General features: G+C 59.9%; 25 protein-coding genes. 18 read left to right on the plus strand and 7 right to left on the minus strand.

Annotated elements, in window-relative coordinates:
- The first annotated feature begins 153 nt into the window (after nt 1-153).
- Together pyrC and rnt are read left to right on the plus strand one after the other, a co-directional pair.
- Nucleotides 154-1,200 (plus strand): dihydroorotase, encoded by a 1,047-nt coding sequence (gene pyrC, locus AB4N85_RS15955; protein WP_353188138.1) that lies wholly within the window; start codon nt 154-156, stop codon nt 1,198-1,200.
- Complete coding sequence (gene rnt, locus AB4N85_RS15960; protein ID WP_252868210.1) at nt 1,197-1,874, plus strand: ribonuclease T; 678 nt, start codon at nt 1,197-1,199, stop codon at nt 1,872-1,874. Before pyrC ends, rnt begins: the two co-directional genes overlap by 4 nt.
- Nucleotides 1,875-1,948: 74 nt before the next feature.
- On the opposite strand, the gene AB4N85_RS15965 is transcribed toward rnt, so the two are convergent.
- Nucleotides 1,949-2,551 carry a peroxiredoxin gene (locus AB4N85_RS15965; RefSeq protein ID WP_003227723.1) on the minus strand — a complete coding sequence of 201 codons (603 nt, stop codon included), beginning with the start codon at nt 2,549-2,551 and terminating at the stop codon, nt 1,949-1,951.
- 312 nt (nt 2,552-2,863) lie between these two features.
- Here AB4N85_RS15965 and AB4N85_RS15970 point away from each other — a divergent pair, with 312 nt between their 5' ends.
- Both AB4N85_RS15970 and bfr read left to right on the plus strand, forming a co-directional pair.
- Nucleotides 2,864-3,082, plus strand: coding sequence for a bacterioferritin-associated ferredoxin (locus AB4N85_RS15970; RefSeq protein WP_003227725.1), 219 nt, complete (start codon nt 2,864-2,866; stop codon nt 3,080-3,082).
- A 201-nt stretch (nt 3,083-3,283) separates the two neighbouring features.
- Nucleotides 3,284-3,757, plus strand: coding sequence for a bacterioferritin (bfr, locus tag AB4N85_RS15975; RefSeq protein ID WP_016773403.1), 474 nt, complete (start codon nt 3,284-3,286; stop codon nt 3,755-3,757).
- A 201-nt stretch (nt 3,758-3,958) separates the two neighbouring features.
- On the opposite strand, the gene grxD is transcribed toward bfr, so the two are convergent.
- The 3 genes from grxD to AB4N85_RS15990 all read right to left on the minus strand — a co-directional run bounded on the left by grxD (nt 3,959) and on the right by AB4N85_RS15990 (nt 6,929).
- On the minus strand, nt 3,959-4,300 hold the full coding sequence (grxD, locus tag AB4N85_RS15980; RefSeq protein ID WP_016773402.1) for a Grx4 family monothiol glutaredoxin: 342 nt from the start codon (nt 4,298-4,300) through the stop codon (nt 3,959-3,961).
- Nucleotides 4,301-4,397: 97 nt separating this feature from the next.
- Entirely contained in the window at nt 4,398-6,503 is a 2,106-nt protein-coding gene (locus AB4N85_RS15985) for a molybdopterin oxidoreductase family protein (protein WP_460065014.1), read from the minus strand.
- 135 nt (nt 6,504-6,638) lie between these two features.
- The gene (locus tag AB4N85_RS15990; RefSeq protein WP_016773401.1) at nt 6,639-6,929 is read right to left on the minus strand and encodes a hypothetical protein; all 291 of its coding nucleotides are present in this window, start codon (nt 6,927-6,929) and stop codon (nt 6,639-6,641) included.
- Nucleotides 6,930-7,334: 405 nt separating this feature from the next.
- Here AB4N85_RS15990 and argF point away from each other — a divergent pair, with 405 nt between their 5' ends.
- Together argF and AB4N85_RS16000 are read left to right on the plus strand one after the other, a co-directional pair.
- Entirely contained in the window at nt 7,335-8,255 is a 921-nt protein-coding gene (gene argF / locus AB4N85_RS15995; protein WP_024014160.1) for an ornithine carbamoyltransferase, read from the plus strand.
- Nucleotides 8,252-9,361, plus strand: a complete 1,110-nt coding sequence (locus AB4N85_RS16000) for an ABC transporter ATP-binding protein (protein WP_056790019.1) — start codon at nt 8,252-8,254, stop codon at nt 9,359-9,361. The genes argF and AB4N85_RS16000 overlap by 4 nt, the downstream gene beginning before the upstream one ends.
- Nucleotides 9,362-9,481: 120 nt before the next feature.
- On the opposite strand, the gene AB4N85_RS16005 is transcribed toward AB4N85_RS16000, so the two are convergent.
- Both AB4N85_RS16005 and ybaK read right to left on the minus strand, forming a co-directional pair.
- On the minus strand, nt 9,482-10,264 hold the full coding sequence (locus tag AB4N85_RS16005; RefSeq protein WP_258707140.1) for a PhzF family phenazine biosynthesis protein: 783 nt from the start codon (nt 10,262-10,264) through the stop codon (nt 9,482-9,484).
- 99 nt (nt 10,265-10,363) lie between these two features.
- Complete coding sequence (ybaK, locus tag AB4N85_RS16010; RefSeq protein WP_095181783.1) at nt 10,364-10,834, minus strand: Cys-tRNA(Pro) deacylase; 471 nt, start codon at nt 10,832-10,834, stop codon at nt 10,364-10,366.
- Between the two features lie 351 nt (nt 10,835-11,185).
- Here ybaK and AB4N85_RS16015 point away from each other — a divergent pair, with 351 nt between their 5' ends.
- The 4 genes from AB4N85_RS16015 to glpD all read left to right on the plus strand — a co-directional run bounded on the left by AB4N85_RS16015 (nt 11,186) and on the right by glpD (nt 16,294).
- On the plus strand, nt 11,186-12,037 hold the full coding sequence (locus tag AB4N85_RS16015) for an MIP/aquaporin family protein (RefSeq protein ID WP_041479875.1): 852 nt from the start codon (nt 11,186-11,188) through the stop codon (nt 12,035-12,037).
- 77 nt (nt 12,038-12,114) lie between these two features.
- Complete coding sequence (gene glpK / locus AB4N85_RS16020; RefSeq protein WP_024014162.1) at nt 12,115-13,617, plus strand: glycerol kinase GlpK; 1,503 nt, start codon at nt 12,115-12,117, stop codon at nt 13,615-13,617.
- 95 nt (nt 13,618-13,712) lie between these two features.
- The gene (locus tag AB4N85_RS16025) at nt 13,713-14,468 is read left to right on the plus strand and encodes a DeoR/GlpR family transcriptional regulator (protein ID WP_095181782.1); all 756 of its coding nucleotides are present in this window, start codon (nt 13,713-13,715) and stop codon (nt 14,466-14,468) included.
- 290 nt (nt 14,469-14,758) lie between these two features.
- Nucleotides 14,759-16,294 carry a glycerol-3-phosphate dehydrogenase gene (gene glpD, locus AB4N85_RS16030; protein WP_056790032.1) on the plus strand — a complete coding sequence of 512 codons (1,536 nt, stop codon included), beginning with the start codon at nt 14,759-14,761 and terminating at the stop codon, nt 16,292-16,294.
- A gap of 86 nt (nt 16,295-16,380) precedes the next feature.
- Here the strand turns inward: glpD and AB4N85_RS16035 are convergent, their stop codons facing one another.
- Nucleotides 16,381-17,268, minus strand: coding sequence for a LysR family transcriptional regulator (locus AB4N85_RS16035; RefSeq protein WP_252869568.1), 888 nt, complete (start codon nt 17,266-17,268; stop codon nt 16,381-16,383).
- 105 nt (nt 17,269-17,373) lie between these two features.
- On the opposite strand from AB4N85_RS16035, the gene AB4N85_RS16040 reads away from it, so the two are divergent.
- The 8 genes from AB4N85_RS16040 (at nt 17,374) to aauR (ending at nt 26,120) form a co-directional block, all read left to right on the plus strand.
- On the plus strand, nt 17,374-18,726 hold the full coding sequence (locus AB4N85_RS16040; RefSeq protein ID WP_041479877.1) for an MFS transporter: 1,353 nt from the start codon (nt 17,374-17,376) through the stop codon (nt 18,724-18,726).
- Nucleotides 18,723-19,133: a hypothetical protein gene (locus AB4N85_RS16045; RefSeq protein ID WP_056790039.1), complete on the plus strand. Its 411-nt coding sequence runs from the start codon at nt 18,723-18,725 to the stop codon at nt 19,131-19,133. The genes AB4N85_RS16040 and AB4N85_RS16045 overlap by 4 nt, the downstream gene beginning before the upstream one ends.
- Before the next feature lie 271 nt (nt 19,134-19,404).
- Nucleotides 19,405-20,319, plus strand: coding sequence for a glutamate/aspartate ABC transporter substrate-binding protein (locus AB4N85_RS16050; protein ID WP_252868213.1), 915 nt, complete (start codon nt 19,405-19,407; stop codon nt 20,317-20,319).
- A gap of 200 nt (nt 20,320-20,519) precedes the next feature.
- Nucleotides 20,520-21,266: an amino acid ABC transporter permease gene (locus AB4N85_RS16055; protein WP_056790046.1), complete on the plus strand. Its 747-nt coding sequence runs from the start codon at nt 20,520-20,522 to the stop codon at nt 21,264-21,266.
- Entirely contained in the window at nt 21,266-21,937 is a 672-nt protein-coding gene (locus AB4N85_RS16060; RefSeq protein WP_016773391.1) for an amino acid ABC transporter permease, read from the plus strand. The genes AB4N85_RS16055 and AB4N85_RS16060 overlap by 1 nt, the downstream gene beginning before the upstream one ends.
- The gene (locus AB4N85_RS16065; RefSeq protein WP_016773390.1) at nt 21,934-22,668 is read left to right on the plus strand and encodes an amino acid ABC transporter ATP-binding protein; all 735 of its coding nucleotides are present in this window, start codon (nt 21,934-21,936) and stop codon (nt 22,666-22,668) included. The genes AB4N85_RS16060 and AB4N85_RS16065 overlap by 4 nt, the downstream gene beginning before the upstream one ends.
- A gap of 228 nt (nt 22,669-22,896) precedes the next feature.
- Nucleotides 22,897-24,798, plus strand: a complete 1,902-nt coding sequence (gene aauS, locus AB4N85_RS16070; protein ID WP_056790048.1) for a two-component sensor histidine kinase AauS — start codon at nt 22,897-22,899, stop codon at nt 24,796-24,798.
- Nucleotides 24,795-26,120 (plus strand): two-component response regulator AauR, encoded by a 1,326-nt coding sequence (gene aauR / locus AB4N85_RS16075; RefSeq protein WP_024014166.1) that lies wholly within the window; start codon nt 24,795-24,797, stop codon nt 26,118-26,120. The genes aauS and aauR overlap by 4 nt, the downstream gene beginning before the upstream one ends.
- Nucleotides 26,121-26,122 lie beyond the last annotated feature (2 nt).

Genomic DNA, 26,122 nt, shown 5'->3' on the forward strand with positions numbered 1-26,122 from the left:
TCCATTGGCTTGTGAAACACAAACACCGATTCACACAATGTTTACGGCATACCTTCGGGATATCGGACGCTTGTGGCAAAACTTGATAGCGGGTGCCTGCAAGAGTCTTTTCCGGTAGCATTCGCCTCAGTTTGACCCGCCTGGAATCCCCTCATGTCCGACCGCCTGACCCTGCTGCGTCCCGACGACTGGCACATTCATCTTCGCGATGGTGCCGTGTTGACCAATACCGTTGCCGATGTGGCCCGCACCTTCGGGCGCGCGATCATCATGCCGAACCTGGTACCGCCGGTGCGCAACGCCGCTGAAGCCGACGGCTATCGTCAGCGCATTCTCGCTGCCCGCCCGGCCGGCAGTCAGTTCGAGCCGTTGATGGTGCTGTACCTCACCGACCGCACCCAACCGGAAGAAATTCGTCAGGCCAAGGCCAGCGGTTTCGTCTACGCCGCCAAGCTTTACCCGGCCGGCGCGACCACCAATTCCGATTCCGGCGTGACCAGCATCGACAAGATCTTCCCGGCGCTCGAAGCCATGGCCGAAGTCGGCATGCCGCTGTTGATCCACGGTGAAGTCACCCGTGGCGACGTCGATGTGTTCGACCGCGAAAAAATCTTCATCGATGAGCACATGCGCCGCGTGGTCGAGCGCTTCCCGACGCTGAAAGTGGTGTTCGAGCACATCACCACCGGTGACGCCGTGCAATTCGTCAACGAGGCTTCGGCCAACGTCGGCGCGACCATCACCGCGCACCACCTGTTGTACAACCGTAACCACATGCTGGTGGGCGGGATTCGGCCACACTTCTATTGCTTGCCGATCCTCAAGCGCAACACCCATCAGGAAGCCTTGCTCGATGCCGCCACCAGCGGCAGCGCCAAGTTCTTCCTCGGCACCGACTCGGCGCCCCACGCCCTGCACGCCAAGGAAGCCGCCTGCGGTTGCGCCGGTTGCTACACCGCCTACGCCGCCATCGAGATGTATGCCGAAGCGTTTGAACAGCGTAATGCGCTGGACAAGCTCGAAGCCTTCGCCAGCCTCAACGGCCCGCGTTTCTACGGCCTGCCGGCAAACACCGATCGCATCACCCTGGTTCGCGAAGAATGGACCGCCCCAACCAGCCTGCCATTTGGCGAGCTGACCGTTATCCCGCTGCGCGCCGGTGAAAAACTGCGCTGGCGCCTGCTGGAGGAACACGCGTGAGTGAAGAGCATTTCGACGATGAGCTGGACGGTCAAGGTGGTGGCGGCGGTTCCCGTCACCCGATGGCAGCGCGTTTTCGCGGCTACCTGCCGGTTGTCGTCGACGTAGAAACCGGTGGCTTCAACGCAGCCACCGATGCCCTGCTGGAGATTGCCGCGACCACCATCGCCATGGATGAAAAGGGTTTCGTCTACCCGGATCACACCTACTTCTTCCGCGTCGAGCCATTCGAAGGTGCGAACGTTGAAGCGGCAGCGCTGGAATTCACCGGGATCAAGCTTGATCATCCGCTGCGCATGGCCGTCAGTGAAGAAACCGCGCTGACCGATATTTTCCGTGGCATCCGCAAGGCCCTCAAAGCCAACGGTTGCAAACGGGCGATTCTGGTCGGGCACAACAGCAGCTTCGATCTGGGCTTTCTCAACGCCGCAGTCGCGCGGCTGGACATGAAGCGCAACCCGTTCCACCCGTTCTCCAGTTTCGACACCGCGACCCTGGCGGGTCTGGCGTACGGTCAGACCGTGCTGGCGAAAGCCTGTCAGGCCGCCGGCATCGATTTCGACGGTCGTGAGGCGCACTCGGCGCGCTACGACACCGAAAAGACCGCTGAGCTGTTCTGCGGCATCGTCAATCGCTGGAAACAGATGGGCGGCTGGGAAGACTTCGACGACTGATCCTCGGCGAACAAATCCCGCGCATAAAAAAACCGGCCACATGGGCCGGTTTTTTTGTACCTCGACGTTGCGCCTTACAGGGCAGCAGCGTTTTCGGTCAGGTAAGCCGCAACGCCTTCTGGCGAAGCGTTCATGCCTTTGTCGCCTTTCTTCCAGTTGGCCGGGCAGACTTCGCCGTGCTCTTCGTGGAATTGCAGCGCGTCGACCAGACGGATCAGCTCTTCCATGTTACGGCCCAGCGGCAGGTCGTTGATGATCTGCGAGCGAACCACGCCTTTGTCGTCGATCAGGAACGCGCCACGGAAAGCCACGCCGCCTTCGGATTCAACGTCGTAAGCCTTGGCGATGTCGTGCTTCATGTCGGCAGCCATGGTGTATTTCACCTGGCCGATGCCGCCATTGTTCACTGGAGTGTTGCGCCAGGCGTTGTGGGTGAAGTGCGAGTCGATCGACACAGCGATCACTTCAACGTTGCGCGCCTTGAAGTCAGCCATGCGGTTGTCCAGAGCGATCAGCTCGGACGGGCAGACGAAGGTGAAGTCCAGCGGGTAGAAGAACACCAGGCCGTATTTGCCTTTGATGGCCGAGGACAGGGTGAAGCTGTCAACGATCTCGCCATTGCCGAGTACGGCCGGGACGGTGAAGTCTGGGGCTTGTTTGCCTACGAGTACGCTCATTGATATCTCCTGGTGTAGAAACTTGAAGTTCAGGGTCCGGGCCAGCCTGTCACCCTCAGGCGACAGCCCTGTGACACGAACCCTCTTCGCAAGGGACGACCATCATACACTGCGTGTTTGGCCTGTCCGTAACGGATTTTCCCTGTTCGGTTATCCACTGCGTATTCATGGGGTCAGACGCGCATTTGGAAAATACCGTTCGTCAGTCGCTGGGATATTGGCTGCGAAGCGTTCCGAAAGCACTTTGACAATCATTCTCGTTAACATTAAGATCCATCGCAATTGAGTCACAACCAGCGACGGTTCTTACTTATGTATGTTTGCCTCTGCACTGGCGTCACCGACGGACAGATCCGCGAAGCGATCTATGAAGGTTGCTGCAGCTACAAAGAAGTTCGCCAGGCCACCGGCGTCGCCAGCCAGTGCGGCAAATGCGCCTGCCTTGCCAAGGAAGTGGTCCGCGAAACCCTGACCAAGCTGCAAACCGCCCAGGCCGCGATCCCTTACCCTGTAGAATTTACTGCTGCGTAAATGCCCCCATTTCAAAGAACCGGACTTCGCGTCCGGTTTTTTTATGCCTGAAAATCAATTGCTTAGCGTCCAGACGCGGAACACAAACATTCTTATTCCGATTAATTTTCATTTATTATTCAATAACTTAGGTTTGACACTTATAAACACCAAGCTCAAACTCCGCCTTATATACAGTTAATACAGGGCAGGACTCCGATCATGAAAGGCGACATTACAGTCATCCAGCATCTCAACAAGATCCTTGCCAATGAGCTGGTCGCGATCAATCAATACTTCCTGCATGCGCGCATGTATGAAGATTGGGGTCTGAACAAGCTCGGCAAGCACGAATATCACGAATCCATCGACGAGATGAAACACGCGGACAAGCTGATCAAGCGCATCCTGTTCCTTGAAGGCCTGCCAAATGTGCAGGACCTGGGCAAGCTGCACATCGGCGAACACACCCGCGAAATGCTCGAATGCGACCTGCGCATTGAAAAGACCGGCCACGCCGACCTGAAAGCCGCCATCGCCCATTGCGAAACCGTTGGCGACTTCGGCAGCCGTGAACTGCTCGAAGACATTCTTGAGTCGGAAGAAGAACACATCGACTGGCTGGAAACCCAGCTCGGCCTGATCGACAAGATCGGCCTGGAAAACTATCTGCAGTCGCAGATGGGCGAAGAGTAGGAGCTGTCGAGTGAAACGAGGCTGCGATCTTTATCGATTTCAGCCTTGATACTCAGTCAACTCGTATAACCAACAAAAAGCCCCGCCCTCTTTCGAGGTGCGGGGCTTTTTGCTGGCCGAAGATCAAAAGATCGCAGCCTCGTTTCACTCGACAGCTCCTACAGGAGACGCGTCGTCGAGCGAAACTCTATGAACGTAGAATCAGGCTTCGGACTTGTTCGCCGCTGCCGCTTCGACAGCCGCCTTGATGGTGCTTTGCAGCGAACCGTCTGCAGCCATCTCGGTCATGATGTCGCTGCCGCCGACCAGCTCACCGCCGACCCACAGTTGCGGGAAAGTCGGCCAGTTGGCGTACTTTGGCAGGTTGGCGCGGATTTCCGGGTTCTGCAGGATGTCCACGTACGCGAACTTTTCACCACAGGCCATCACGGCTTGCGCAGCTTTTGCGGAAAAGCCGCACTGCGGGGCATTCGGCGAGCCTTTCATGTAAAGCAGAATGGTGTTGTTGGCAATCTGCTCTTTAATCGTTTCGATGATATCCATGGAGCACCTCGGCTGAACTTTCCGACTCAGAGGTCGGCACGGTGGCGCATTGTAACGGAATCCCGAGCGCCATGCTCGGTCTCCCCGACAGACCCGCTCAAGCCGCCGCCACTGTCACCGGCACACCGTTCAACGCCGCGTTGCCCGACAGTTCGTCAAGCTGGCACTCGTCGGTCAGGTCGTTGGCGCTCGACCCCGGCTGGCCGCTGGCGATCGCCATCTGCACGCCCGGGCGCGCGTGGCCCCAACCGTGGGGCAGGCTGACCACGCCTTTCATCATGTCGAGACTGGCGAGCACTTCCACCTCGATCTGCCCGACCCGCGAACTCACCCGAACCCGTTGCCCGTCGGCCAGGCCACGGCTGGCCAGATCATCCGGGTGCATCAGCAACTGATGCCGCGGCTTGCCCTTCACCAGTCGATGGAAGTTGTGCATCCACGAATTGTTACTGCGCACATGGCGGCGGCCGATCATCAACAATTCATCGGCAGCCGGCGCCTGCAACGCGGCAAAGCGAGCGAGGTCAGCGAGAATTTCCGGCGGTGCGGCCTGGATACGCTGATTCGGCGTTTTCAGACGTGATGCCAGATTCGGTTTCAGCGCACCCAGATCCACGCCATGCGGATGATCGAACAGCGCCGCCAACGACAACTTGTGCTCGGACGCATCGCCGTAGCGGCCCATGCGCAGGCCCATGTCGATCATCTTCGCCGGCGGCATCGTTGGTTTCAGCTCCTTGCCGGTTTTCTCGGCGAAGGCCTTGGCCAAACCGACGAAGATCTCCCAGTCGTGCAGCGCACCCTCGGGCTTGGCGAGGATCGCGCGATTGAAGCGGGTCACGTTACGCACCGCAAACAGGTTGAAAGTGGTGTCGTAGTGATCGTTTTCCAGCGCCGAGGTCGACGGCAGGATCAGATCGGCATAGCGCGTGGTTTCGTTGATGTACAGGTCGATGCTGAGCATGAAGTCGAGGCCATCCAGCGCCTGCTCCAGTTGCCGGCCGTTGGGTGTCGACAACACCGGGTTGCCGGCCACGGTGATCAGCGCGCGGATCTGCCCCTCGCCGTCGGTGAGCATTTCTTCGGCCAGCGCCGAGACCGGCAACTCGCCGCCGTATTCAGGACGCCCGGAAACCCGGCTCTGCCATTTGTTGAAATGCCCGCCCGAGGTCGACGCCACCAGGTCCACCGCTGGCTCGGTGCACAGGGCACCGCCAACGCGGTCGAGGTTGCCCGTGACCAAGTTGATCAACTGCACCACCCAATGACACAAGGTGCCGAAGGCCTGGGTCGAGACGCCCATGCGTCCATAGCAGACGGCGCTTGGCGCGGCAGCGAAGTCGCGGGCGAGTTGGCGGATCTGCTCGGCAGGCACCGCGCAAAGTGGGCTCATGGCTTCGGCGCTGAACGCCGCCACGGCGTTGCGCACCTCATCCAGGCCATCGACCGGCAAATGGCTGTCGCGGGTCAGGCCTTCGCTGAACAGCGTATTGAGCATGCCGAACAACAGCGCCGCATCGCCGCCCGGGCGAACGAATACATGTTGATCGGCCATCGCTGCGGTTTCGCTGCGCCGCGGATCGACCACCACCACTTTGCCGCCACGTGCCTGAATAGCCTTCAGGCGTTTCTCGACATCCGGCACGGTCATGATGCTGCCGTTGGACGCCAGCGGATTGCCGCCGAGAATCAGCATGAAATCGGTGTGGTCGATGTCCGGGATCGGCAACAGCAGACCGTGGCCGTACATCAGATAGCTGCTGAGGTGATGCGGCAGTTGATCGACTGAAGTGGCCGAATAACGATTGCGGGTTTTCAGCAACCCCAGGAAGTAATTGCTGTGGGTCATCAGGCCGTAGTTGTGCACGCTCGGATTGCCCTGATACACCGCAACGGCGTTCTGGCCGTGACGTTCCTGAATCGCCGCGAGTTTCTCGGCCACCAGCGCAAACGCCTCGTCCCATTCGATCGGCAGCCATTCGCTGCCGACGCGGCGCATTGGCTGACGCAGCCGGTCGGGATCGTTCTGAATATCTTGCAGGGCCACGGCTTTCGGGCAGATATGGCCGCGGCTGAAGGTGTCGAGGGCATCACCCTTGATCGAGGTGATCGCGACGTTGCCATCGGTTTCCGTGGTTTCGATGGTCAGGCCGCAAATGGCTTCGCACAGGTGGCATGCACGGTGGTGAAGAGTCTTGGTCATGGCCAGTCCCTGTCTTGTTCGGGAGCAGGCAATCACGCCCGCGGGAACAAAACTATGGCCCGTGCGCAGAGGCTGCGCCAGCGACGTTCGTCTTGTGAATCGACGGTTATCAGGACAGCCGATAAATCGCCGCGATCAGTTCGGCGGCAACTGCGGCGGTGCCGCCAGCTGAATTTCCTGGATGGTTTCGATCTGCTCATGGGCGACGTGCACGCCGGTGAGCTCGCCGATCAATCGCCAGTGTTCATCGAGCCCGGCGCTGATGGTGGCCATGCGATCGATCATGTGTCGGCCGGCGGATTTGACCACTTCGTCGTCACTGCGCAGCAACTCGAAAGACATCGAGGTGACTGACGCGGTGAGATGGGTCAGGGAGCGAGCCGTGTGGCCCAGCAGCTCCATTAACAGTTGTTCTTTCGATTCCATGCGGAGGCTTCCTGCGTCGCTCGAAACTTATTTATAACCCAGCACTTTGCTTTAGCAAATGTTTCAGTCTGAACATCCGACCAAGCGAATCGGTGGCGCCGCGTTCGTAAACCGACCAGGACCGCTGCGTTGCCGTCGCGGCGGATTGCCAAGCCCGGCGGCGCCAGTGTACAAAGAGGCTCACCGCTGTACTGAATCCGGCTTCAACATGCGTGATCGAAATGCTCGGTCCGCGCTCCGAATCCCGCTGAAAAAGTACCCTATTGGAAAAACGCGACATTTAGTGTCAATATCGCGCCTTCCCCTATTTCGTCGCCCCGTGCGGCTTACGCCGCAGGTCTCGCCCGTTGTTCCGTTAAACAAGGCTTTGAGCATCTGCGGTCTGTAGCAAAAAGGTAGTCAATGATGAGCGCAAGGCACTTTCTCTCCCTGATGGATTGCACGCCCGAAGAGCTGGTCAGCGTGATCCGTCGAGGCGTTGAGCTCAAGGACCTGCGTAACCGCGGCGTACTGTTCGAGCCTCTGAAAAACCGCGTGCTGGGGATGATCTTCGAAAAATCCTCGACCCGTACCCGGATCTCCTTCGAGGCCGGCATGATCCAGCTCGGCGGCCAGGCAATCTTCCTGTCCCCGCGCGACACCCAACTGGGCCGTGGCGAGCCGATCAGCGATTGCGCCATCGTCATGTCGAGCATGCTCGATGCGGTGATGATCCGCACCTTCGCCCACAGCACCCTCACCGAATTCGCCGCCAACTCGCGCGTGCCGGTGATCAACGGCCTGTCCGATGATCTGCACCCGTGCCAGTTGCTCGCCGACATGCAGACCTTCCTCGAACACCGTGGCTCGATCCAGGGCAAGACCGTGGCCTGGATCGGTGACGGCAACAACATGTGCAACAGCTATATAGAAGCGGCGATCCAGTTCGACTTCCAGTTGCGCGTTGCCTGCCCGGAAGGCTACGAGCCGAACCCGGAATTCGTCGCCCAGGCTGGTGATCGCGTGACCATCGTCCGCGATCCGCAGGACGCCGTGCGTGGCGCGCATCTGGTCAGCACCGACGTCTGGACTTCGATGGGTCAGGAAGAGGAAACTGCCAAGCGCCTCAAGCTGTTCGCGCCGTTTCAGGTCAACCGTGCCTTGCTCGACCTCGCTGCCGAGGACGTGCTGTTCATGCACTGCCTGCCGGCGCACCGTGGCGAAGAAATCAGTCTCGACCTGCTCGATGACCCGCGCTCCGTCGCCTGGGATCAGGCAGAAAACCGTCTCCACGCACAGAAGGCCCTGCTCGAGTTCCTCGTCGAACCGGCATATCACCACGCATGAGCCATGAATTACTGCTGAACCTGCGCAACCTCGCTTGCGGCTACCAAGATCAACGCGTGGTGCAGAACCTCAATCTGCACCTCAACGCCGGCGACATCGGCTGCCTGCTCGGCTCGTCCGGCTGCGGCAAGACCACCACCCTGCGCGCAATCGCCGGTTTCGAACCGGTGCATGAAGGCGAAATCACCCTCGGTGGCGAAACCCTGTCCAGTGCCGGTTTCACCCTGGCGCCGGAGAAACGCCGGATCGGCATGGTGTTTCAGGACTACGCGCTGTTCCCGCACCTGAGCGTGGCCGACAACATCGCTTTCGGCATTCGTAAGCACCCGAACAAGGCGCGCGTGGTCGAAGAGCTGCTGGAACTGGTCAACCTGAAAAACCTCGGCAAGCGCTTCCCCCACGAATTGTCCGGCGGTCAGCAACAGCGCGTCGCCCTCGCCCGCGCCCTGGCGCCGGAGCCGCAGTTGCTGCTGCTCGACGAGCCGTTCTCCAATCTCGATGGCGAACTGCGCCGCAAGCTCAGCCATGAGGTGCGCGACATCCTCAAGGCCCGTGGTACCAGCGCGATTCTGGTCACCCACGATCAGGAAGAAGCCTTTGCCGTCAGCGATCACGTTGGCGTATTCAAGGAAGGTCGGCTGGAACAGTGGGATACGCCCTACAACCTCTACCACGAACCGGCGACGCCGTATGTCGCCAGTTTCATCGGTCAGGGCTATTTCATTCGCGGCCAGCTCGTCACCCCGGAATCGGTGCAGACCGAGCTGGGTGAACTGCGCGGCAACCGTGCTTACACTTGGCCGATTGGCGGTGCGGTGGATGTGCTGTTGCGTCCGGATGACATTGTTTATGGACCGGACAGCGCGTTGAAGGCGCAGATTGTCGGCAAGACATTCCTCGGCGCGGCGACCTTGTATCGCCTGCAACTGCCGACCGGCGCGCAGCTGGAATCGATCTTCCCCAGCCATGCCGATCATCTGGTTGGGGCGCAGGTCGGGATTCGCGTAGCGGCGGATCACCTGGTGCTGTTCCAGGCATCCGGCAGCACGGCGGCGCAGATTCCGGCGGTGGAAAACGGCGTCCGTCGGTTCAGCACCAGCCTTTGATCCGCACTGGATAAAAATTGTGGGAGCGAGCCTGCTCGCGAATGCGGTGTTTCAGTCGCCGAAGATGTTGACTGAAAGAGCGCTTTCGCGAGCAGGCTCGCTCCCACAGTTGGTATTGCCTCAGCCTAAAAACAGGGTACCGCTGGCCACAAGCGTCGCATTGCCGCCAATCTTCACCCGCTCACCGTCCAGCCGACAGAACAACTCGCCGCCCCGCGCCGAGCGCTGGCACGCGGTCAGATTCGCTTTGCCCAGACGCTTGGACCAGTACGGAATCAGGCTGCAATGCGTCGAACCAGTCACCGGGTCTTCATTGATACCGATCGCCGGGGCGAAATAGCGCGAGACGAAGTCGTGCTGATTGCCACGCGCGGTGACGATTGCACCCAGCCATGGCAGTTTCGCCAGCGCCGCCATGTCCGGTTTGCAGTCGAGCACGGCCTGCTCCGATTCCAGCACCACGAACAGTTCGTTGGAGCCGAGCACATCAACAGCCTCGACACCCAGCGCCCGCTCGACATCCAGCGTCACGCCGATTTCCGAAGGCACGATGGTCGGGAAATCCAGCCACAGCCGGTCGCCTTCGCGGCTGACACTCAGCGGCCCGGACTTGCAGATGAAGTCGATGCGCTCGGCGCTTTCCTTATAGATTTCGAACAGTACAAACGCGCTGGCCAGGGTCGCATGCCCGCACAGCGGCACTTCGGTGGTCGGGGTGAACCAGCGGATATGCCAGGCCTGCCCTTCGCGCACCAGAAACGCAGTCTCCGCCAGGTTGTGTTCGGCGGCGATCTTCTGCATCAAGTCATCGGCTAGCCAACTGTCGAGCCGATAGACCATCGCCGGGTTGCCACTGAACGGCCGATCACTGAACGCGTCGACCTGATGAAACGCAAGCTGCATGATTTTCTCCCTGAATTGGTCGACCGAGCATGCAACGGCGGCCCGGATCAGTGCCAGTGACAGAAGCGCAATTTTTTCTTCATACAGCTGGCGCGCATTTTAAGCCCGGCCGATATCGGCGAACTGCGCCTGGGTGTGCTCGGCTAGCACCGCCGGTGCCAATTCCACTTCCAGTCCTCGCCGCCCGGCACTCACATAGATAGTCGCGAACCCCTGAGCGGAATTGTCGATGAAGGTGCGCAGGCGTTTCTTCTGCCCGAGCGGGCTGATGCCGCCCAACAGGTAGCCGGTGGAGCGTTGCGCGGCAGCAGGATCAGCCATTTCGGCTTTCTTCACTCCAGCGGCATGGGCCAGCCCTTTGAGATCAAGCGTTCCGACGACCGGCACCACAGCCACCAGCAGTTCGCCTTTTTCACTGGCGGCCAGCAAGGTTTTGAACACTTGCGCCGGTGCGAGCCCGAGCTTCTCCGCCGCCTCCAGCCCGTAGGACGCGGCCTTCGGATCATGTTCGTAACTGTGCACGCGATGTTCGGCACGAACTTTTTTCAACAAGTCCAACGCTGGGGTCATGGCAGCTCCGGGTTCGGCAATCTTTGAAAAAACCTGCGGCGGATTCTAGGTCATCGTTGGGCAAAAGGCTCTATTCCAAGCCGCGAATCCCGTGGCTTCGCGCTGCATTCAAGCTGATCGCCGCGCTGATCATTCACATGGCGAATAGTTTTATTGTGACCGACAGTTCACTTTCGACCTTTGACAGGTTTGTTTCTTGTCTATATTTTTTCGAATCTGAATAATGTAAGAATCATGCTCAACGCAGTACCCAGCAGTAACCCGGGAACCGAATGGGGATTCCGACCCGGTGAAGATCGCGCCCTGCTCCGTTGGCAAGGCGCCACACAAGAAAAAGAACCGAGGTTTTCAATGACAGCTGCTTTACCGCAACCATCGCTTTCCGGCCAATGCATGGCCGAGTTTCTGGGCACCGCCCTTCTGATCTTCTTCGGCACCGGTTGTGTCGCCGCGCTCAAAGTCGCAGGTGCCAGCTTCGGCCTGTGGGAGATCAGCATCATCTGGGGCGTCGGCGTGAGCATGGCGATCTACCTCACCGCCGGGGTTTCCGGCGCGCACCTGAACCCGGCAGTGAGCATTGCTCTGGCAATCTTCGCGGACTTCGAAAAGCGCAAACTGCCGTTCTACATCCTTTCGCAGATTGCCGGCGCCTTCTGCGGCGCATTGCTGGTCTACACGCTCTACAGCAATCTGTTCTTCGATTACGAACAAACCCACCAGATGATTCGTGGCTCGGCCGCCAGCCTTGAATTGGCGTCGGTGTTCTCGACCTACCCGAACCCGGTGCTTTCGACGGCCCAGGCCTTTCTGGTCGAGATGATCATCACCGCGATCCTGATGGGCGTGATCATGGCCCTGACCGATGACAACAACGGCCTGCCACGCGGCCCGATGGCGCCGTTGCTGATCGGTTTGCTGATTGCCGTGATCGGCAGTGCGATGGGTCCGCTGACCGGTTTCGCAATGAACCCTGCGCGTGACTTCGGTCCGAAACTGATGACTTTCTTTACCGGTTGGGGTGAAATTTCCTTCACCGGTGGTCGTGATATCCCTTATTTCCTGATTCCGATTTTTGCACCGATTGTCGGTGCCTGCCTCGGCGCTGCCGGGTATCGCGGGCTCATCGCCCGTCACCTGACCGGCGCCACACCTGCTACAAAGGATGCAGAACCGGCCATTGACGGCAAACCAAGAACTTCTTGAAACAGTCGGCGCCGGCTCCTGCCCATCCGAGCCTGCGCCACGGCCCACTCTCGTTTTTTTCGTCCAAGGCAATCGACATGACCGACATTCAGAACAAGAACTACATCATTGCCCTTGATCAGGGTACGACCAGTTCGCGCGCGATCATCTTCGACCGCGACGCGAACGTAGTCTGCACCGCGCAGCGCGAATTCGTTCAGCATTACCCGCAGGCCGGTTGGGTCGAGCACGACCCGATGGAAATCTTCGCTACCCAGAGCGCGGTGATGGTTGAAGCGCTGGCCCAGGCCGGCCTGCACCATGACCAGGTTGCCGCGATCGGTATCACCAACCAGCGTGAAACCACCGTGGTCTGGGACAAGACCACCGGCCGCCCCGTGTATAACGCGATCGTCTGGCAGTGCCGCCGCAGCACCGAGATCTGCCAGCAGCTCAAGCGCGATGGCCACGAAGACTACATCCGCGACACCACCGGCCTGGTCACCGACCCGTACTTCTCCGGCACCAAACTGAAGTGGATCCTCGACAACGTCGAAGGCAGCCGCGAGCGTGCGCGCAACGGCGAGCTGCTGTTCGGCACCGTCGATAGCTGGCTGATCTGGAAATTCACCGGCGGCAAGGTGCACGTCACCGACTACACCAACGCCTCGCGCACCATGCTCTTCAATATCCATTCGCTGGAGTGGGACTCGAAGATGCTGGAGATCCTCGACATCCCGCGCGAGATGCTCCCGGAAGTCAAAGCGTCCTCGGAAATCTACGGTCGCACCAAGAGCGGCATCGCCATCGGCGGTATCGCCGGCGACCAGCAAGCGGCACTGTTCGGGCAGATGTGCGTCGAGCCGGGCCAGGCGAAAAACACCTACGGCACCGGTTGCTTCCTGCTGATGAACACCGGCGACAAAGCAGTGAAATCCCAGCATGGAATGCTCACCACCATCGCCTGCGGCCCGCGCGGCGAAGTTGCCTACGCACTGGAGGGTGCCGTGTTCAACGGCGGTTCGACCGTGCAGTGGCTGCGTGATGAACTGAAAATCGTCAACGACGCCCACGACACCGAATACTTTGCCAACAAGGTCAAGGACAGCAACGGCGTGTATCTGGTGCCGGCGTTCACCGGTCTCGGCGCGCCGTACTGGGACCCGTATGCCCGTGGCGCACTGTTCGGCCTGACGCGCGGCGTACGTGTGGATCACATCATCCGCGCCGCGCTGGAGTCGATCGCCTACCAGACCCGCGACGTACTCGACGCCATGCAACAGGATTCCGGCGAACGCCTCAAAGCTCTGCGCGTGGACGGCGGTGCGGTGGCGAACAACTTCCTCATGCAGTTCCAGGCCGACATCCTCGGCACCCAGGTCGAACGCCCGCAAATGCGCGAAACCACCGCACTCGGCGCGGCTTATCTGGCCGGCCTGGCCTGCGGTTTCTGGGGCAGCCTGGAAGAATTGCGCGGCAAGGCAGTGATCGAGCGCGAGTTCGAACCGAGCCTTGACGAAACCGAGAAAGAGAAACTCTACAAAGGCTGGAAAAAAGCCGTCAGCCGCACCCGTGACTGGGCGCGCGAGGACGCCGAATAAGCCAACGTGCAGTTCCAGAAGGGTATCTAACTGGTAGGGAGCAGATTCCTGCGGCATCATGGGCAAATTTTGCTTGGCAGCCCAAAGGAAGCCCCATGAATCTGCCTCCCCGTCAGCAGCAAATCCTCGAGCTGGTCCGCGAACGCGGCTATGTGAGCATCGAGGAAATGGCCACGCTGTTCGTTGTCACCCCGCAAACCATCCGCCGCGACATCAACCAGCTCGCGGAAGCCAATCTGCTGCGTCGCTACCACGGTGGCGCCGCTTACGATTCCAGTGTCGAAAACACCGCGTATGCCATGCGTGCCGATCAGATGCGTGATGAAAAGCAACGCATCGGTGAAGCCATCGCCGCGCAGATCCCCGATCACGCCTCGCTGTTCATCAATATCGGTACCACCACCGAATCGATCGCTCGCGCCCTGCTCAATCACAGTCACCTGAAGATCATCACCAACAACCTGCACGTCGCCTCGATGCTCAGCGCCAAGGATGATTTCGATGTGCTGCTGACCGGCGGCAACGTGCGCCGCGACGGTGGTGTGGTCGGTCAGGCGAGTGTGGACTTCATCAATCAGTTCAAGGTCGATTTCGCCTTGGTCGGGATCAGCGGGATCGATGAGGACGGCAGCCTGCTCGACTTCGACTATCAGGAGGTCCGGGTCAGCCAGGCGATCATCGCCAACGCGCGACAGGTGATTCTGGCAGCGGATTCGAGCAAGTTCGGGCGTAATGCGATGATTCGACTGGGGCCGATCAGCCTGATCGATTGTCTGGTCACCGATCAGCAGCCGGTACCGGCGCTGACGCAGTTGTTGAGTCAGCACAAGATTCGTCTGGAAGTCGTCTGAACCCTCTCCCTCGCTGACCGAACCGACGCCTTCGCGAGCAGGCTCGCTCCCACTCTTGGAATGTATTGCAAAATGTGGGAGCGAGCCTGCTCGCGAAAACAATCGATCACACAACACATCTTCTGCGCCCTTGCGCGCGTTCATGTTCGAAAATTTTCTTTTAATCGCCCTTCGATGAGTTTTTTCAATCGAACGCGACTGGCTGCGCGCGTGTTTATGGGCTACCATTTTCGCAAATGAACATTTATGTTCGATTTCCAAGACTAAATCAAAAGAACCGAGGCCAGCCGATGTCCACCTCTACCTTGCGTACGCCCCCTCTCTCCGAGATCTATGACGTTGCCGTGATTGGCGGCGGGATCAACGGCGTGGGGATCGCAGCGGATGCCGCCGGTCGCGGTCTTTCGGTGTTCCTTTGCGAAAAAGACGACCTGGCCAGCCACACCTCGTCGGCCAGCAGCAAGCTGATCCACGGTGGCCTGCGCTATCTGGAACATTACGAATTCCGTCTGGTGCGTGAAGCGCTCGCCGAGCGCGAAGTGCTGCTGGCCAAGGCGCCGCACATCGTCAAACCGATGCGTTTCGTTCTGCCACACCGCCCGCACCTGCGTCCGGCGTGGATGATTCGTGCCGGCCTGTTCCTCTACGACAACCTTGGCAAACGCGAAAAGCTGCCAGGTTCGAAAAGCCTGAAGTTCGGCGCCGACAGCGCGCTGAAAAGCGAAATCAAGAAAGGCTTCGAATACTCCGATTGCTGGGTCGATGACGCCCGCCTCGTGGTCCTGAACGCCATGGCCGCCCGTGAAAAAGGCGCGCATGTGCATACCCAGACCCGCTGTGTCAGTGCCCGCCGCACCAAAGGTCTGTGGCACCTGCATCTGGAGCGCGCCGACGGCAGTTTGTTTTCGATCACCGCCAAAGCACTGGTCAACGCCGCCGGCCCATGGGTGGCCAAGTTCATCCGTGACGACCTGAAGATGGAATCGCCGTATGGCATCCGTCTGATCCAGGGCAGCCACATCATCGTGCCGAAACTGTACGAAGGCGAACATGCGCACATTCTGCAAAACGAAGATCAGCGCATCGTTTTCACTATTCCGTACCTGAACCACTTCACCCTGATCGGCACTACCGACCGCGAGTACACCGGCGACCCGGCGAAAGTAGCGATCACCGAAGGCGAAACCGATTACGTGCTGAAAGTGGTCAACGCCCACTTCAAGAAGCAGCTGAGCCGCGAAGACATCCTGCACAGCTACTCGGGCGTTCGGCCGCTGTGCAACGACGAATCCGACAACCCGTCTGCGGTCACTCGCGATTACACCCTGGCGCTGTCGGGCAACGCCGAGGAAGCGCCGCTGCTGTCGGTGTTCGGCGGCAAGCTGACCACTTACCGCAAGCTCGCCGAGTCGGCGATGGCGCAGTTGATGCCGTTCTTCACCCAGATGCGCCCGAGCTGGACCGCGACCGCCACCCTGCCCGGCGGCGAAGACATGACCACGCCAGAGGCCCTGAGCGCGCGGATTCGCGACAAGTTCGATTTCGTCCCGACCGAAATCGCCCGGCGCTGGGCCGTCACCTACGGCAGCCGCACCTGGCGCATGCTTGAAGGCGTGGAAAGCCTGGCCGACATGGGTGAGCACATCGGCGGCGGGCTCTACACCCGCGAAGTCGATTACCTGTGCAGCGAAGAGTGGGCCACTACGGCGCACGACATCCTGTGGCGCCGCACCAAGCTAGGCTTGTTCACCACACCGGAGGAACAGCAGACGCTGTCGACGTATCTGGGCAAGGTTGAGCAGAGCCGGAAGATCGAGGCGGCTTGATCTTCGCCCTATCGTTTGAACGAAAGCCCCTGAATCGCAAGATTCAGGGGCTTTTTGCTATGCCCGCAAGGCCCGGCTCCACTCCCTCACGACCCTAAATGTGCCAAAAGAAAATCGATAAACACCCGCGACTTGGGCGGCAGGTGCGGCGTGTCCGCAAACACCAGGCTGATCGGCTGTGAGGGCAGCGAGTATTCCGGCAGCACACGTACCAGATGCCCACGGGCCCTATCGTCTTCAACCATCCACGCCGGCAGCACCGACACGCCCAGCGACGACAAGGTCATCGAACGAATCGCAGTCGATGAATTCGATTGGAAATGACGGCTACCATTGATTTCGACTGCTTCCCCCACACCATCGCGTAAAACCCACTGCGTCGGCGCCAACAGATTGCTGTTGGCAATCCACGGCACGGCATTGAGATCCTGCGGTGTTTTTACCGGGTAGCGGAGCAGAAACCCTTCAGTAGCCACCAGCACAATTTCATAGTCGGCCAGTTTCCGGCTCTTGAAAGCCGAGTCCGCCAGGTTGCCCAGGCGAACCACCAGATCGAGCCGGTCGGCAAGCAGATCATTGAGCGAGGAGTTGAAGTCGTAGCACAGGCGGATGTCGGGATAACGCTCGGCGAACAGCGGAATCAGCGGCAGGATGAATCGCTCGCCGTATTCACTGGTGGAACTGATCCGCAGCGTTCCCGAAACGCGGTTTGTGCGGTGCAGTACCCTGTCAAACGCTGTGTCGATATCGGCAACGATGGTTTTGAATTCGTTGTAAAAGCTTTGCCCGGCCTCGGTCAGGGTCACGGCACGACTGTTGCGCAGCAACAGGCTGGTCGACAACGCTGCCTCCAGGGCCTTGATGTGCAGACTGACCATGGCCCGGCTGAGATTCAGATGGCTGGCAGCCTTGGTAAAAGAACCCAGTTCGGCAATCGCCAGAAACGTCTGCACCCGGTTCAAGTGCGTGTGCAGAGCGCCCTGAGTCACGGTTCAATCCCTTCAAACATTGTGTTCAGCTCCATTGCATCGACGATCGGAGTCTATCGCCCCTATGCTCGACGACAAAGGGGAAACACCATGAGTTACCGCTATAAAGTCGCGTCGATTTTCCTGCTCGGCTTCTTTATCGATTGCATCAACATCTTCATGTCGGCGGTGGCGCTGCCCAGTCTGTCAGCTACCTTGCAGGTCAGCAGCGCTTCGGTGGCGTGGGTCGCCAACGCGTACATCCTCGGACTGACGTTGATCATTGCGCTGAGCACCTGGCTGGCCGCGCGTTTTGGCAGTCGTGAAATCCTCACCGCTTCAATGCTGGTATTCAGTGGCTCGGTGTGGCTGTGCGGCCAGGCCGACAGCTTCCATGAACTGGTGATCTGGCGCTTCGTTCAGGGCATCGGCGGCGGCTTGTTGATCCCGGTCGGACAGGCACTGACGTTCAATCTTTTTCATGGCGAGCAACGCGCGAAAATATCCACGCTGATCATGGCCGTTGCCCTGATTGCCCCGGCGATGTCACCCACCGTCGGCGGCCTCATTGTCGACATCAGCTCCTGGCGCTGGGTGTTCTACAGCACCCTCCCGTTTTCGCTGCTTGCCGCCGGGCTGTCGTGGTGGTGGATCAGGGAAGGCAAACCCGCCGAGCTTCAGCGTCCGGACATCAAAGGCCTGTTGCTGGTCAGCGCGGTGCTCGCCAGTTTGCTGATGGGTATGTCGCTGTACGGCGGCGATTACCCACCGCTGGCAGCGCTGGGTTTTGTCATCGCGGGCCTGACATTCATCGCGCTGTATCTGCTGCATTACCGCCGCTGCAGTAACGCGATCATCGACTTGAGCCTGCTCAGGAGCAGAAAACTCAGCACCTCGATCTTCATCTATTACGCAATTCCGGGGGTGTTCACCGGTGTCAACCTGATGAGTATTTTCTTTTTGCAGAACACCCTGCACTTCAGCGCCCGGCTGACCGGAATGTTCATGATCCTCTATGCCATCGGTGCGTTCATCGCAATGATCCTTTGCGGTCGCGTCTACAACCGGATCGGCGCCAGACGCCTGTTCACCCTCGGCATGCTGTTGCACAGCGCCGGCATCGCCACCCTGGTGCTGGTCAATGCGCCAACTGATCTTTGGCTCATCATGATCGCCTACAGCCTGATGGGCATTGGCGGTGGCATCGGTGCCAATACCGCGCAAACTACCTCACTGATGGACTTCACCGGCGGCGATACGCACAAGGCCAGTGTCATCTGGAACATCAATCGGCAGATGTCTTTCAGCCTCGGCGCCGCACTGTTTCTGATGATCTTCAACGTGCTGCTCCCGACGCTCGGCACCACGCCGGCCTATCACGCGACCTTCGCAATTGCCGCGCTGGTCGGGCTGCTGCCGTTGCTGCAGATGAATCAACTGCCCCCTGCGAAGGAACGCCCATGACATACGATCTGATCGAACAAGCCGAACACAGTATCCACCACGTCCACGAGCTGATCCTTCGGGTATTCACTGATGCCGACGGCGCTGGCGCCGCGAGCATCGAGCCGTTGATGCAGGCATTTGCTGAGGATTTCAGCATGGTTGGTATTTCGGGGGACGCATTGACCCGCGTCGAAGTAGAACAACTGTTCAAAGGAGCCGTAGGCGCCAAGGCGGGACTCGATATCGAGATCAGCGATTTGCACACGGTGTGGCAGGAGGACGACATGCTGGCTGTGAGCTACGTCGAAACCCAACGCTTGGACGGCGCTCAACACTCGCGGGTCGCAGTGGCGATCCTGAGCGGACAACCTGAAGGGGTGAAGTGGGTGTATTTGCATGAAACGCCACTGAGCCGGCAAGTCTGAGACCAGGCCACAAGATATTCGGTTTTCCGAACGCGACTCCACAGTCGATTCGGTTAACCGGATCATGCCTTCATAAAATTACCGCCATAAAACTTTAATAACGTTATAAAACAACCGCTTAACTGACTTCGACTGCTCTGGCACGAGTCATGCTCTACACTCTCTCGACGAATGCCTGCTGTGCCAGCACTTCAGGAGCCGTCAGGCATTCGAAGCACAAAAAGGGCCGACAAACTGGCTCCATAAAAAAAACAATGTCGAGGAAAATTTGATGCGCATCGTTCCCCATATCCTGGGCGCAGCCATTGCTGCCGCTCTGATCAGCACGCCAGTTTTCGCCGCCGAACTCACCGGCACCCTGAAGAAGATCAAAGAGTCCGGTGTCATCACCCTGGGCCACCGTGACGCCTCCATTCCGTTCTCCTACATCGCTGATGCGTCCGGCAAGCCGGTCGGCTACTCGCACGATATCCAGCTGAAGATCGTCGACGCGATCAAGAAAGACCTCGACCTGCCGGACCTGCAAGTCAAATACAACCTCGTCACCTCGCAGACCCGTATCCCGCTGGTGCAGAACGGCACCGTGGACGTCGAGTGCGGTTCGACCACCAACAACGTCGAGCGTCAGCAGCAGGTCGACTTCTCCGTCGGCATCTTCGAAATCGGTACCCGTCTGCTGTCCAAGAAAGACTCCAAGTACAAGGATTTCGACGATCTGAAAGGCAAGAACGTCGTGACCACCGCCGGCACCACCTCCGAGCGCATCCTCAAAGCGATGAACGCCGACAAGCAAATGGGAATGAACGTCATCTCCGCCAAAGACCACGGCGAGTCCTTCCAGATGCTGGAATCGGGCCGTGCCGTTGCCTTCATGATGGATGACGCACTGCTGGCCGGCGAAGCCGCCAAGGCCAAGAAAGCCGCCGATTGGGAAGTGACCGGCACGCCACAGTCGTACGAAATCTACGGCTGCATGATGCGCAAAGGCGACGAGCCGTTCAAAAAGGCTGTGGATGACGCGATCAAGGCCACTTACGCTTCGGGCGAAATCAACAAGATCTACGAGAAGTGGTTCATGCAGCCGATTCCGCCAAAAGGCCTGAACCTGAACTTCCCGATGAGCGACGAGCTCAAGACCCTGATCGCCAATCCGACCGACAAAGCGGCTGACGACAAGAAGTCCTGATTTCCTGACTAACCTTATCCCCTGAGGAGGCGCCTGCCTTTTCAGGGGATGGTCACTCCCTGCTGGCATTTTTCTGGAAACACTCGAACCGGTGGCTGTCGAGCCGATCGCGTGTGCCCGGTCTTTGAAAAAAGACTGGGGAGGGAACGGAGTTCCCCAGGCGGGCACTTGTACATCGATCGAATCGAGGGGAGACCCTAATGAATTACAACTGGGACTGGGGCGTGTTCTTCAAGTCCACCGGCGTGGGCAGCGAGACCTATCTCGACTGGTTCATCTCCGGTCTGGGCTGGACCATCGCCATCGCCGTCGTGGCGTGGATCATCGCCCTGCTGCTCGGCTCGCTGCTGGGCATCATGCGCACTGTGCCGAACCGCATCGTATCGGGCATCGCGACCTGCTACGTCGAGCTGTTCCGTAACGTGCCGCTGCTGGTGCAGCTGTTCATCTGGTACTTCCTGGTACCCGATCTGCTGCCGCCGGATCTGCAGGAGTGGTACAAGCAGGACCTCAATCCGACCACCTCGGCCTACCTGAGCGTTGTCGTCTGCCTCGGTCTGTTCACCGCCGCCCGTGTCTGCGAGCAAGTGCGCACCGGTATCCAGGCACTGCCTCGGGGTCAGGAATCCGCCGCCCGCGCGATGGGTTTCAAGCTGCCGCAGATCTACTGGAACGTGCTGCTGCCCCAGGCCTACCGGATCATCATTCCGCCGCTCACCTCGGAATTCCTCAACGTGTTCAAGAACTCCTCCGTGGCGTCCTTGATCGGTTTGATGGAATTGCTGGCGCAGACCAAACAGACCGCCGAGTTCTCGGCCAACCTGTTCGAAGCGTTCACCCTGGCGACCCTGATCTATTTCACCCTCAACATGAGCCTGATGCTGCTGATGCGCCTGGTCGAGAAGAAAGTCGCGGTGCCCGGCCTGATCTCCGTGGGGGGTAAATAATGGAATTCGATTTCAGTGGCATCGTCCCGGCCATTCCCGGTTTGTGGAACGGCATGGTGATGACCCTCAAGCTGATGGCCATGGGCGTGATCGGCGGGATGATTCTCGGCACGATCCTCGCGCTGTGCCGTCTGTCGCACAACAAGCTGCTGTCGAGCATCGCTGGCGCCTACGTCAACTATTTCCGCTCGATCCCGCTGCTGCTGGTGATCACCTGGTTCTACCTGGCGGTGCCGTTCGTGCTGCGCTGGATCACCGGCGAAGACACGCCGATCGGCGCGTTCACCTCGTGCGTCGTGGCGTTCATGATGTTCGAAGCGGCGTACTTCTGCGAAATCGTCCGGGCCGGTGTGCAGTCGATTTCCAAGGGCCAGATGGGTGCTGCTCAGGCACTGGGCATGAACTACGGGCAGATGATGCGCCTGATCATCCTGCCGCAGGCGTTCCGCAAGATGACCCCGCTGCTGCTGCAGCAGAGCATCATCCTGTTCCAGGACACCTCGCTGGTCTACACCGTGGGCCTGGTGGATTTCCTCAACGCCTCGCGTGCCAGCGGCGACATCATCGGCCGCTCCAATGAGTTCCTGATTTTCGCCGGTCTCGTGTACTTCATCATCAGCTTCGCCGCCTCGCGGTTGGTCAAGCGTCTGCAAAAAAGGTTCGCCGTATGATCTCTATCAAAAACATCAACAAGTGGTATGGGGACTTCCAGGTGCTGACTGATTGCAGCACCGAGGTCAAGAAAGGCGAAGTGATCGTGGTCTGCGGCCCGTCGGGTTCCGGCAAGTCGACGCTGATCAAATGCGTCAACGCCCTGGAGCCGTTCCAGAAAGGTGATGTCGTGGTTGACGGCACGTCGATCGCCGACCCGAAAACCAACCTGCCGAAACTGCGTTCGCGCGTGGGCATGGTGTTCCAGCATTTCGAGCTTTTCCCGCACCTGACCATCACCGAAAACCTGACCATCGCGCAGATCAAGGTGCTCGGCCGCAGCAAGGAAGAGGCGACCAAAAAAGGTCTGCAGTTGCTTGAGCGCGTCGGCCTGTCGGCGCACGCCCACAAGCATCCGGGGCAACTGTCCGGTGGTCAGCAACAGCGTGTGGCGATTGCCCGTGCGCTGGCGATGGACCCGATCGTCATGCTGTTCGACGAACCGACCTCGGCGCTCGATCCGGAAATGGTCAACGAAGTGCTCGACGTGATGGTGCAACTGGCTCACGAAGGCATGACCATGATGTGCGTGACCCACGAAATGGGCTTCGCCCGTAAAGTGGCCGACCGGGTGATCTTCATGGATCAGGGCAAGATCATCGAGGACTGCCCAAAAGAGGAATTCTTCGGCGACATCAGCGCCCGCTCCGAACGCGCGCAGCACTTCCTCGAGAAAATCCTGCAGCACTAAAAGCAACACACCCGCACCCTGTCTGTGGGGTGCGGGCAGCCTGACAATGAGATCCCTTGTGGCGAGGGGATTTATCCCCGTCCGGCTGCGCAGCAGTCGTAAACCCTGTGCATGCGGTCTTTCAGTTAAACCGCAGTGATGGTTTTGGGGCCGCTTCGCGGCCCAACGGGGATAAATCCCCTCGCCACAGGCACAAACAAGTGTTGTGGTTGACCCAAGGCATCTGTGATGAAATGCGACCCCACTCTTTATCGCGCTGCAGAGCCATCACTTGCCGTGAAGCCCCGTCTGATCCGTCATCTGTTCCTGCCGCCGCTGATCATCGCCCTGATGGTCGGACTGGGTTTTATCGGCTTCTGGACCAGTGAACACTTCGGCATCCGCAGCCTCGGCGAGAACGGCCAGCGTCAGCTGGAACTGCACGCCCGCGCGGTCGAAAGCGAGATCAGCAAATACACCTACCTGCCCAGCCTGCTGGAACTCGAAACGAGTGTGCCGCAGTTGCTGGCCGACCCGACCCCGGAACACCGGCAGACGGTCAACGACTACCTCGAAGGCCTGAACCGCCGCAGCCGCAGCCGGGCCATCTACGTCATGGACACCACCGGCCGGGTCATGGCCACCAGCAACTGGCGCGATGTCGACAGTTATCTGGGTGAAGACCTGTCCTTCCGCGCCTATTTCAAAGACGCCGTGCGCGGCCAGCCCGGGCGCTTCTACGGCATCGGCAGCACCAATGGCGAACCCGGTTACTACCTCGCCCACGGCCTCGAAGAGCACGGCAAGATCATCGGTGTCGCGGTGGTCAAGGTGCGTCTGGAAGCCATGGAAGAACGCTGGCAGCGGGCGCGACTGGAAGCGTTCGTCAGCGATGAGAACGGCATCATCATTCTCTCCAGCGATCCGGCCAGGCGGCTGAAATCGGTGATCCCGCTCAGCGATGAGGTCAAGGAAAAACTCGCCCGCAGCCTGCAGTACTACTGGTTCCCGCTCAACGAACTGCAACCGCTGGCCCGCGAGACATTGGCCGAAGGCGTGGAGAAACTGACCTTCCCGGCCAACAGCGAATTGCAGCCCGACGAAGACGACATCAGTTATCTGGCGCAAACCCGACTGCTGAGCGACACGCCGTGGAATTTCACCCTGCTCACGCCATTGCAGGACCTGCGCCGCGAAGCCATCAACCAAGGCATTCTGGTGGCGGTGGCGTTTGCCCTGTTCGCCTTCCTGCTGATTGCCTGGAACGAGCGGCGCAAAGTCCTCGCCACCCGCCTCGCCGCCCGCGAAGCGCTGCAGGAAGCCAACAGCCAACTGGAGCGTCGGATTACCGAACGCACCGCCGATCTGCGCGCCAGCAACGAACGCCTGAAGAGTCAGATCCGCGAGCGCCGTCAGGCCGAGGAGACTTTGCGCCGCGCCCAGGATGAACTGGTTCAGGCGGGCAAACTCGCGGCTATCGGTCAGATGTCGACCAGCATCGCCCATGAATTGAACCAGCCCCTGGCGGCCATGCGCACGCTGTCGGGGAACACCGTGCGCTTTCTCGAGCGCGGCCAGCTCGACGTCGCCAGCACCAACCTCAAGACCATCAACGACCTGATCGACCGCATGGGCCGGATCACCGCCAGCCTGCGTTCGTTCGCCCGGCGCGGCGACAACAAGGGTCAGGCCAGTCTCGGCAAAGCCGTCGACGCCGCCTTGCAAGTGCTCGGCGCGCGCGTGGAAAACACCGCGCTGCAGATTCACCGGCAGTTTGCCGATGTGCAGCTGCTGATCGATCAGACCCGCCTCGAACAGATCCTCGTCAACCTGATCGGCAACGCCCTCGACGCCATGCACGCGCAACCGCAGCCGCAGCTGTGGCTGGAGGGTGAAGAATTCAACGGCAAGTACCGCTTGCGGGTGCGTGACAACGGCCACGGCATCGACGCCGAAGCGCGCAAGCATCTGTTCGAACCGTTCTTCACCACCAAACCCGGCGAGCAAGGCCTGGGACTGGGCCTGACCCTGTCCGCCAGCCTCGCCGCCGCCACCGGCGGGCACCTGGGTGTCGAACACCCGGCCGGCGGTGGCACCACTTTCGTCCTCAGTTTACCGTTGGTAAGCCCTCTTTCTGCCGAGCCAATATGAACCCTGAACTCAGTGTGCTGATTGTCGAAGACGACCCCCATGTGCTGCTCGGCTGCCAACAGGCGCTGACCCTCGAAGACATTCCGTGCATCGGCGTCGGCAGTGCCGAAGAGGCGCTGGCGCAGGTCGGCGACAACTTTGCCGGCATCGTCATCAGCGACATTCGCCTGCCGGGCATTGATGGCTTGGAATTGCTCACCCGCCTCAAGCAGCGTGATCGCAGCCTGCCGGTGGTGCTGATCACCGGCCACGGCGACATTTCCATGGCCGTCGGCGCGATGCAGAAAGGCGCCTACGACTTCATGGAAAAACCGTTCTCGCCGGAACGCCTGGTCGATGTCGCGCGGCGGGCGCTGGAGCAACGCAGCCTCGCCCGTGAAGTGTCATCGCTACGTCGGCAACTGGCCGAACGCGATTCGCTGGAAGGGCGGATTATCGGCCGCTCACCGGCGATGCAGAACCTGCGCGAGCTGATCGCCAACGTCGCCGACACCTCGGCCAACGTCTTGATCGAAGGCGAGACCGGCACCGGCAAGGAACTGGTCGCTCGTTGCCTGCACGATTTCAGTCGGCGCCACAGCAAACAGTTCGTCGCGCTGAACTGCGGCGGCCTGCCGGAAAACCTTTTTGAAAGCGAAATCTTCGGCCACGAAGCCAACGCCTTCACCGGCGCCGGCAAACGGCGCATCGGCAAGATCGAGCACGCCGACGGCGGCACGCTGTTCCTCGATGAAGTGGAAAGCATGCCGCTGCCGTTGCAGATCAAGTTGCTGCGCGTACTGCAGGAACGCACCCTTGAACGCCTCGGCTCAAACCAGAGCGTGGCGGTGGATTGCCGGGTGATCGCGGCGACCAAATCCGACCTCGATGAGTCGAGCAAGGCCGGGGAATTTCGCAGCGACTTGTACTACCGCCTCAACGTCGTGACCCTGGAATTGCCACCGCTGCGCGAACGCCGCGAAGACATCCTGCAACTGTTCGAGCATTTCACCCAGCAATCGGCGCTGCGCTTCGACCGCGCGCTGCCGGAGCTGGACAACCAGACCCTGTCGAACCTGATGAGCCACGACTGGCCGGGCAACGTGCGCGAACTGCGCAACGTCGCCGAACGCTTCGCCCTCGGCCTGCCGGCCTTCAAGAAATCCGGAGCCAGCGCCGGCCAGGGCCTGGCGTTTGCCGAAGCGGTGGAAGCGTTCGAGCGCAATCTGCTGGTCGACGCCTTGCAACGCAGCGGCGGCAACCTGACCCAGGCCAGCCAGGAACTGGGCATGGCCAAGACCACGCTGTTCGACAAAGTCAAAAAGTACGGGCTGAGCCACTGATG

Source organism: Pseudomonas sp. H1_G08 (assembly GCF_054681355.1).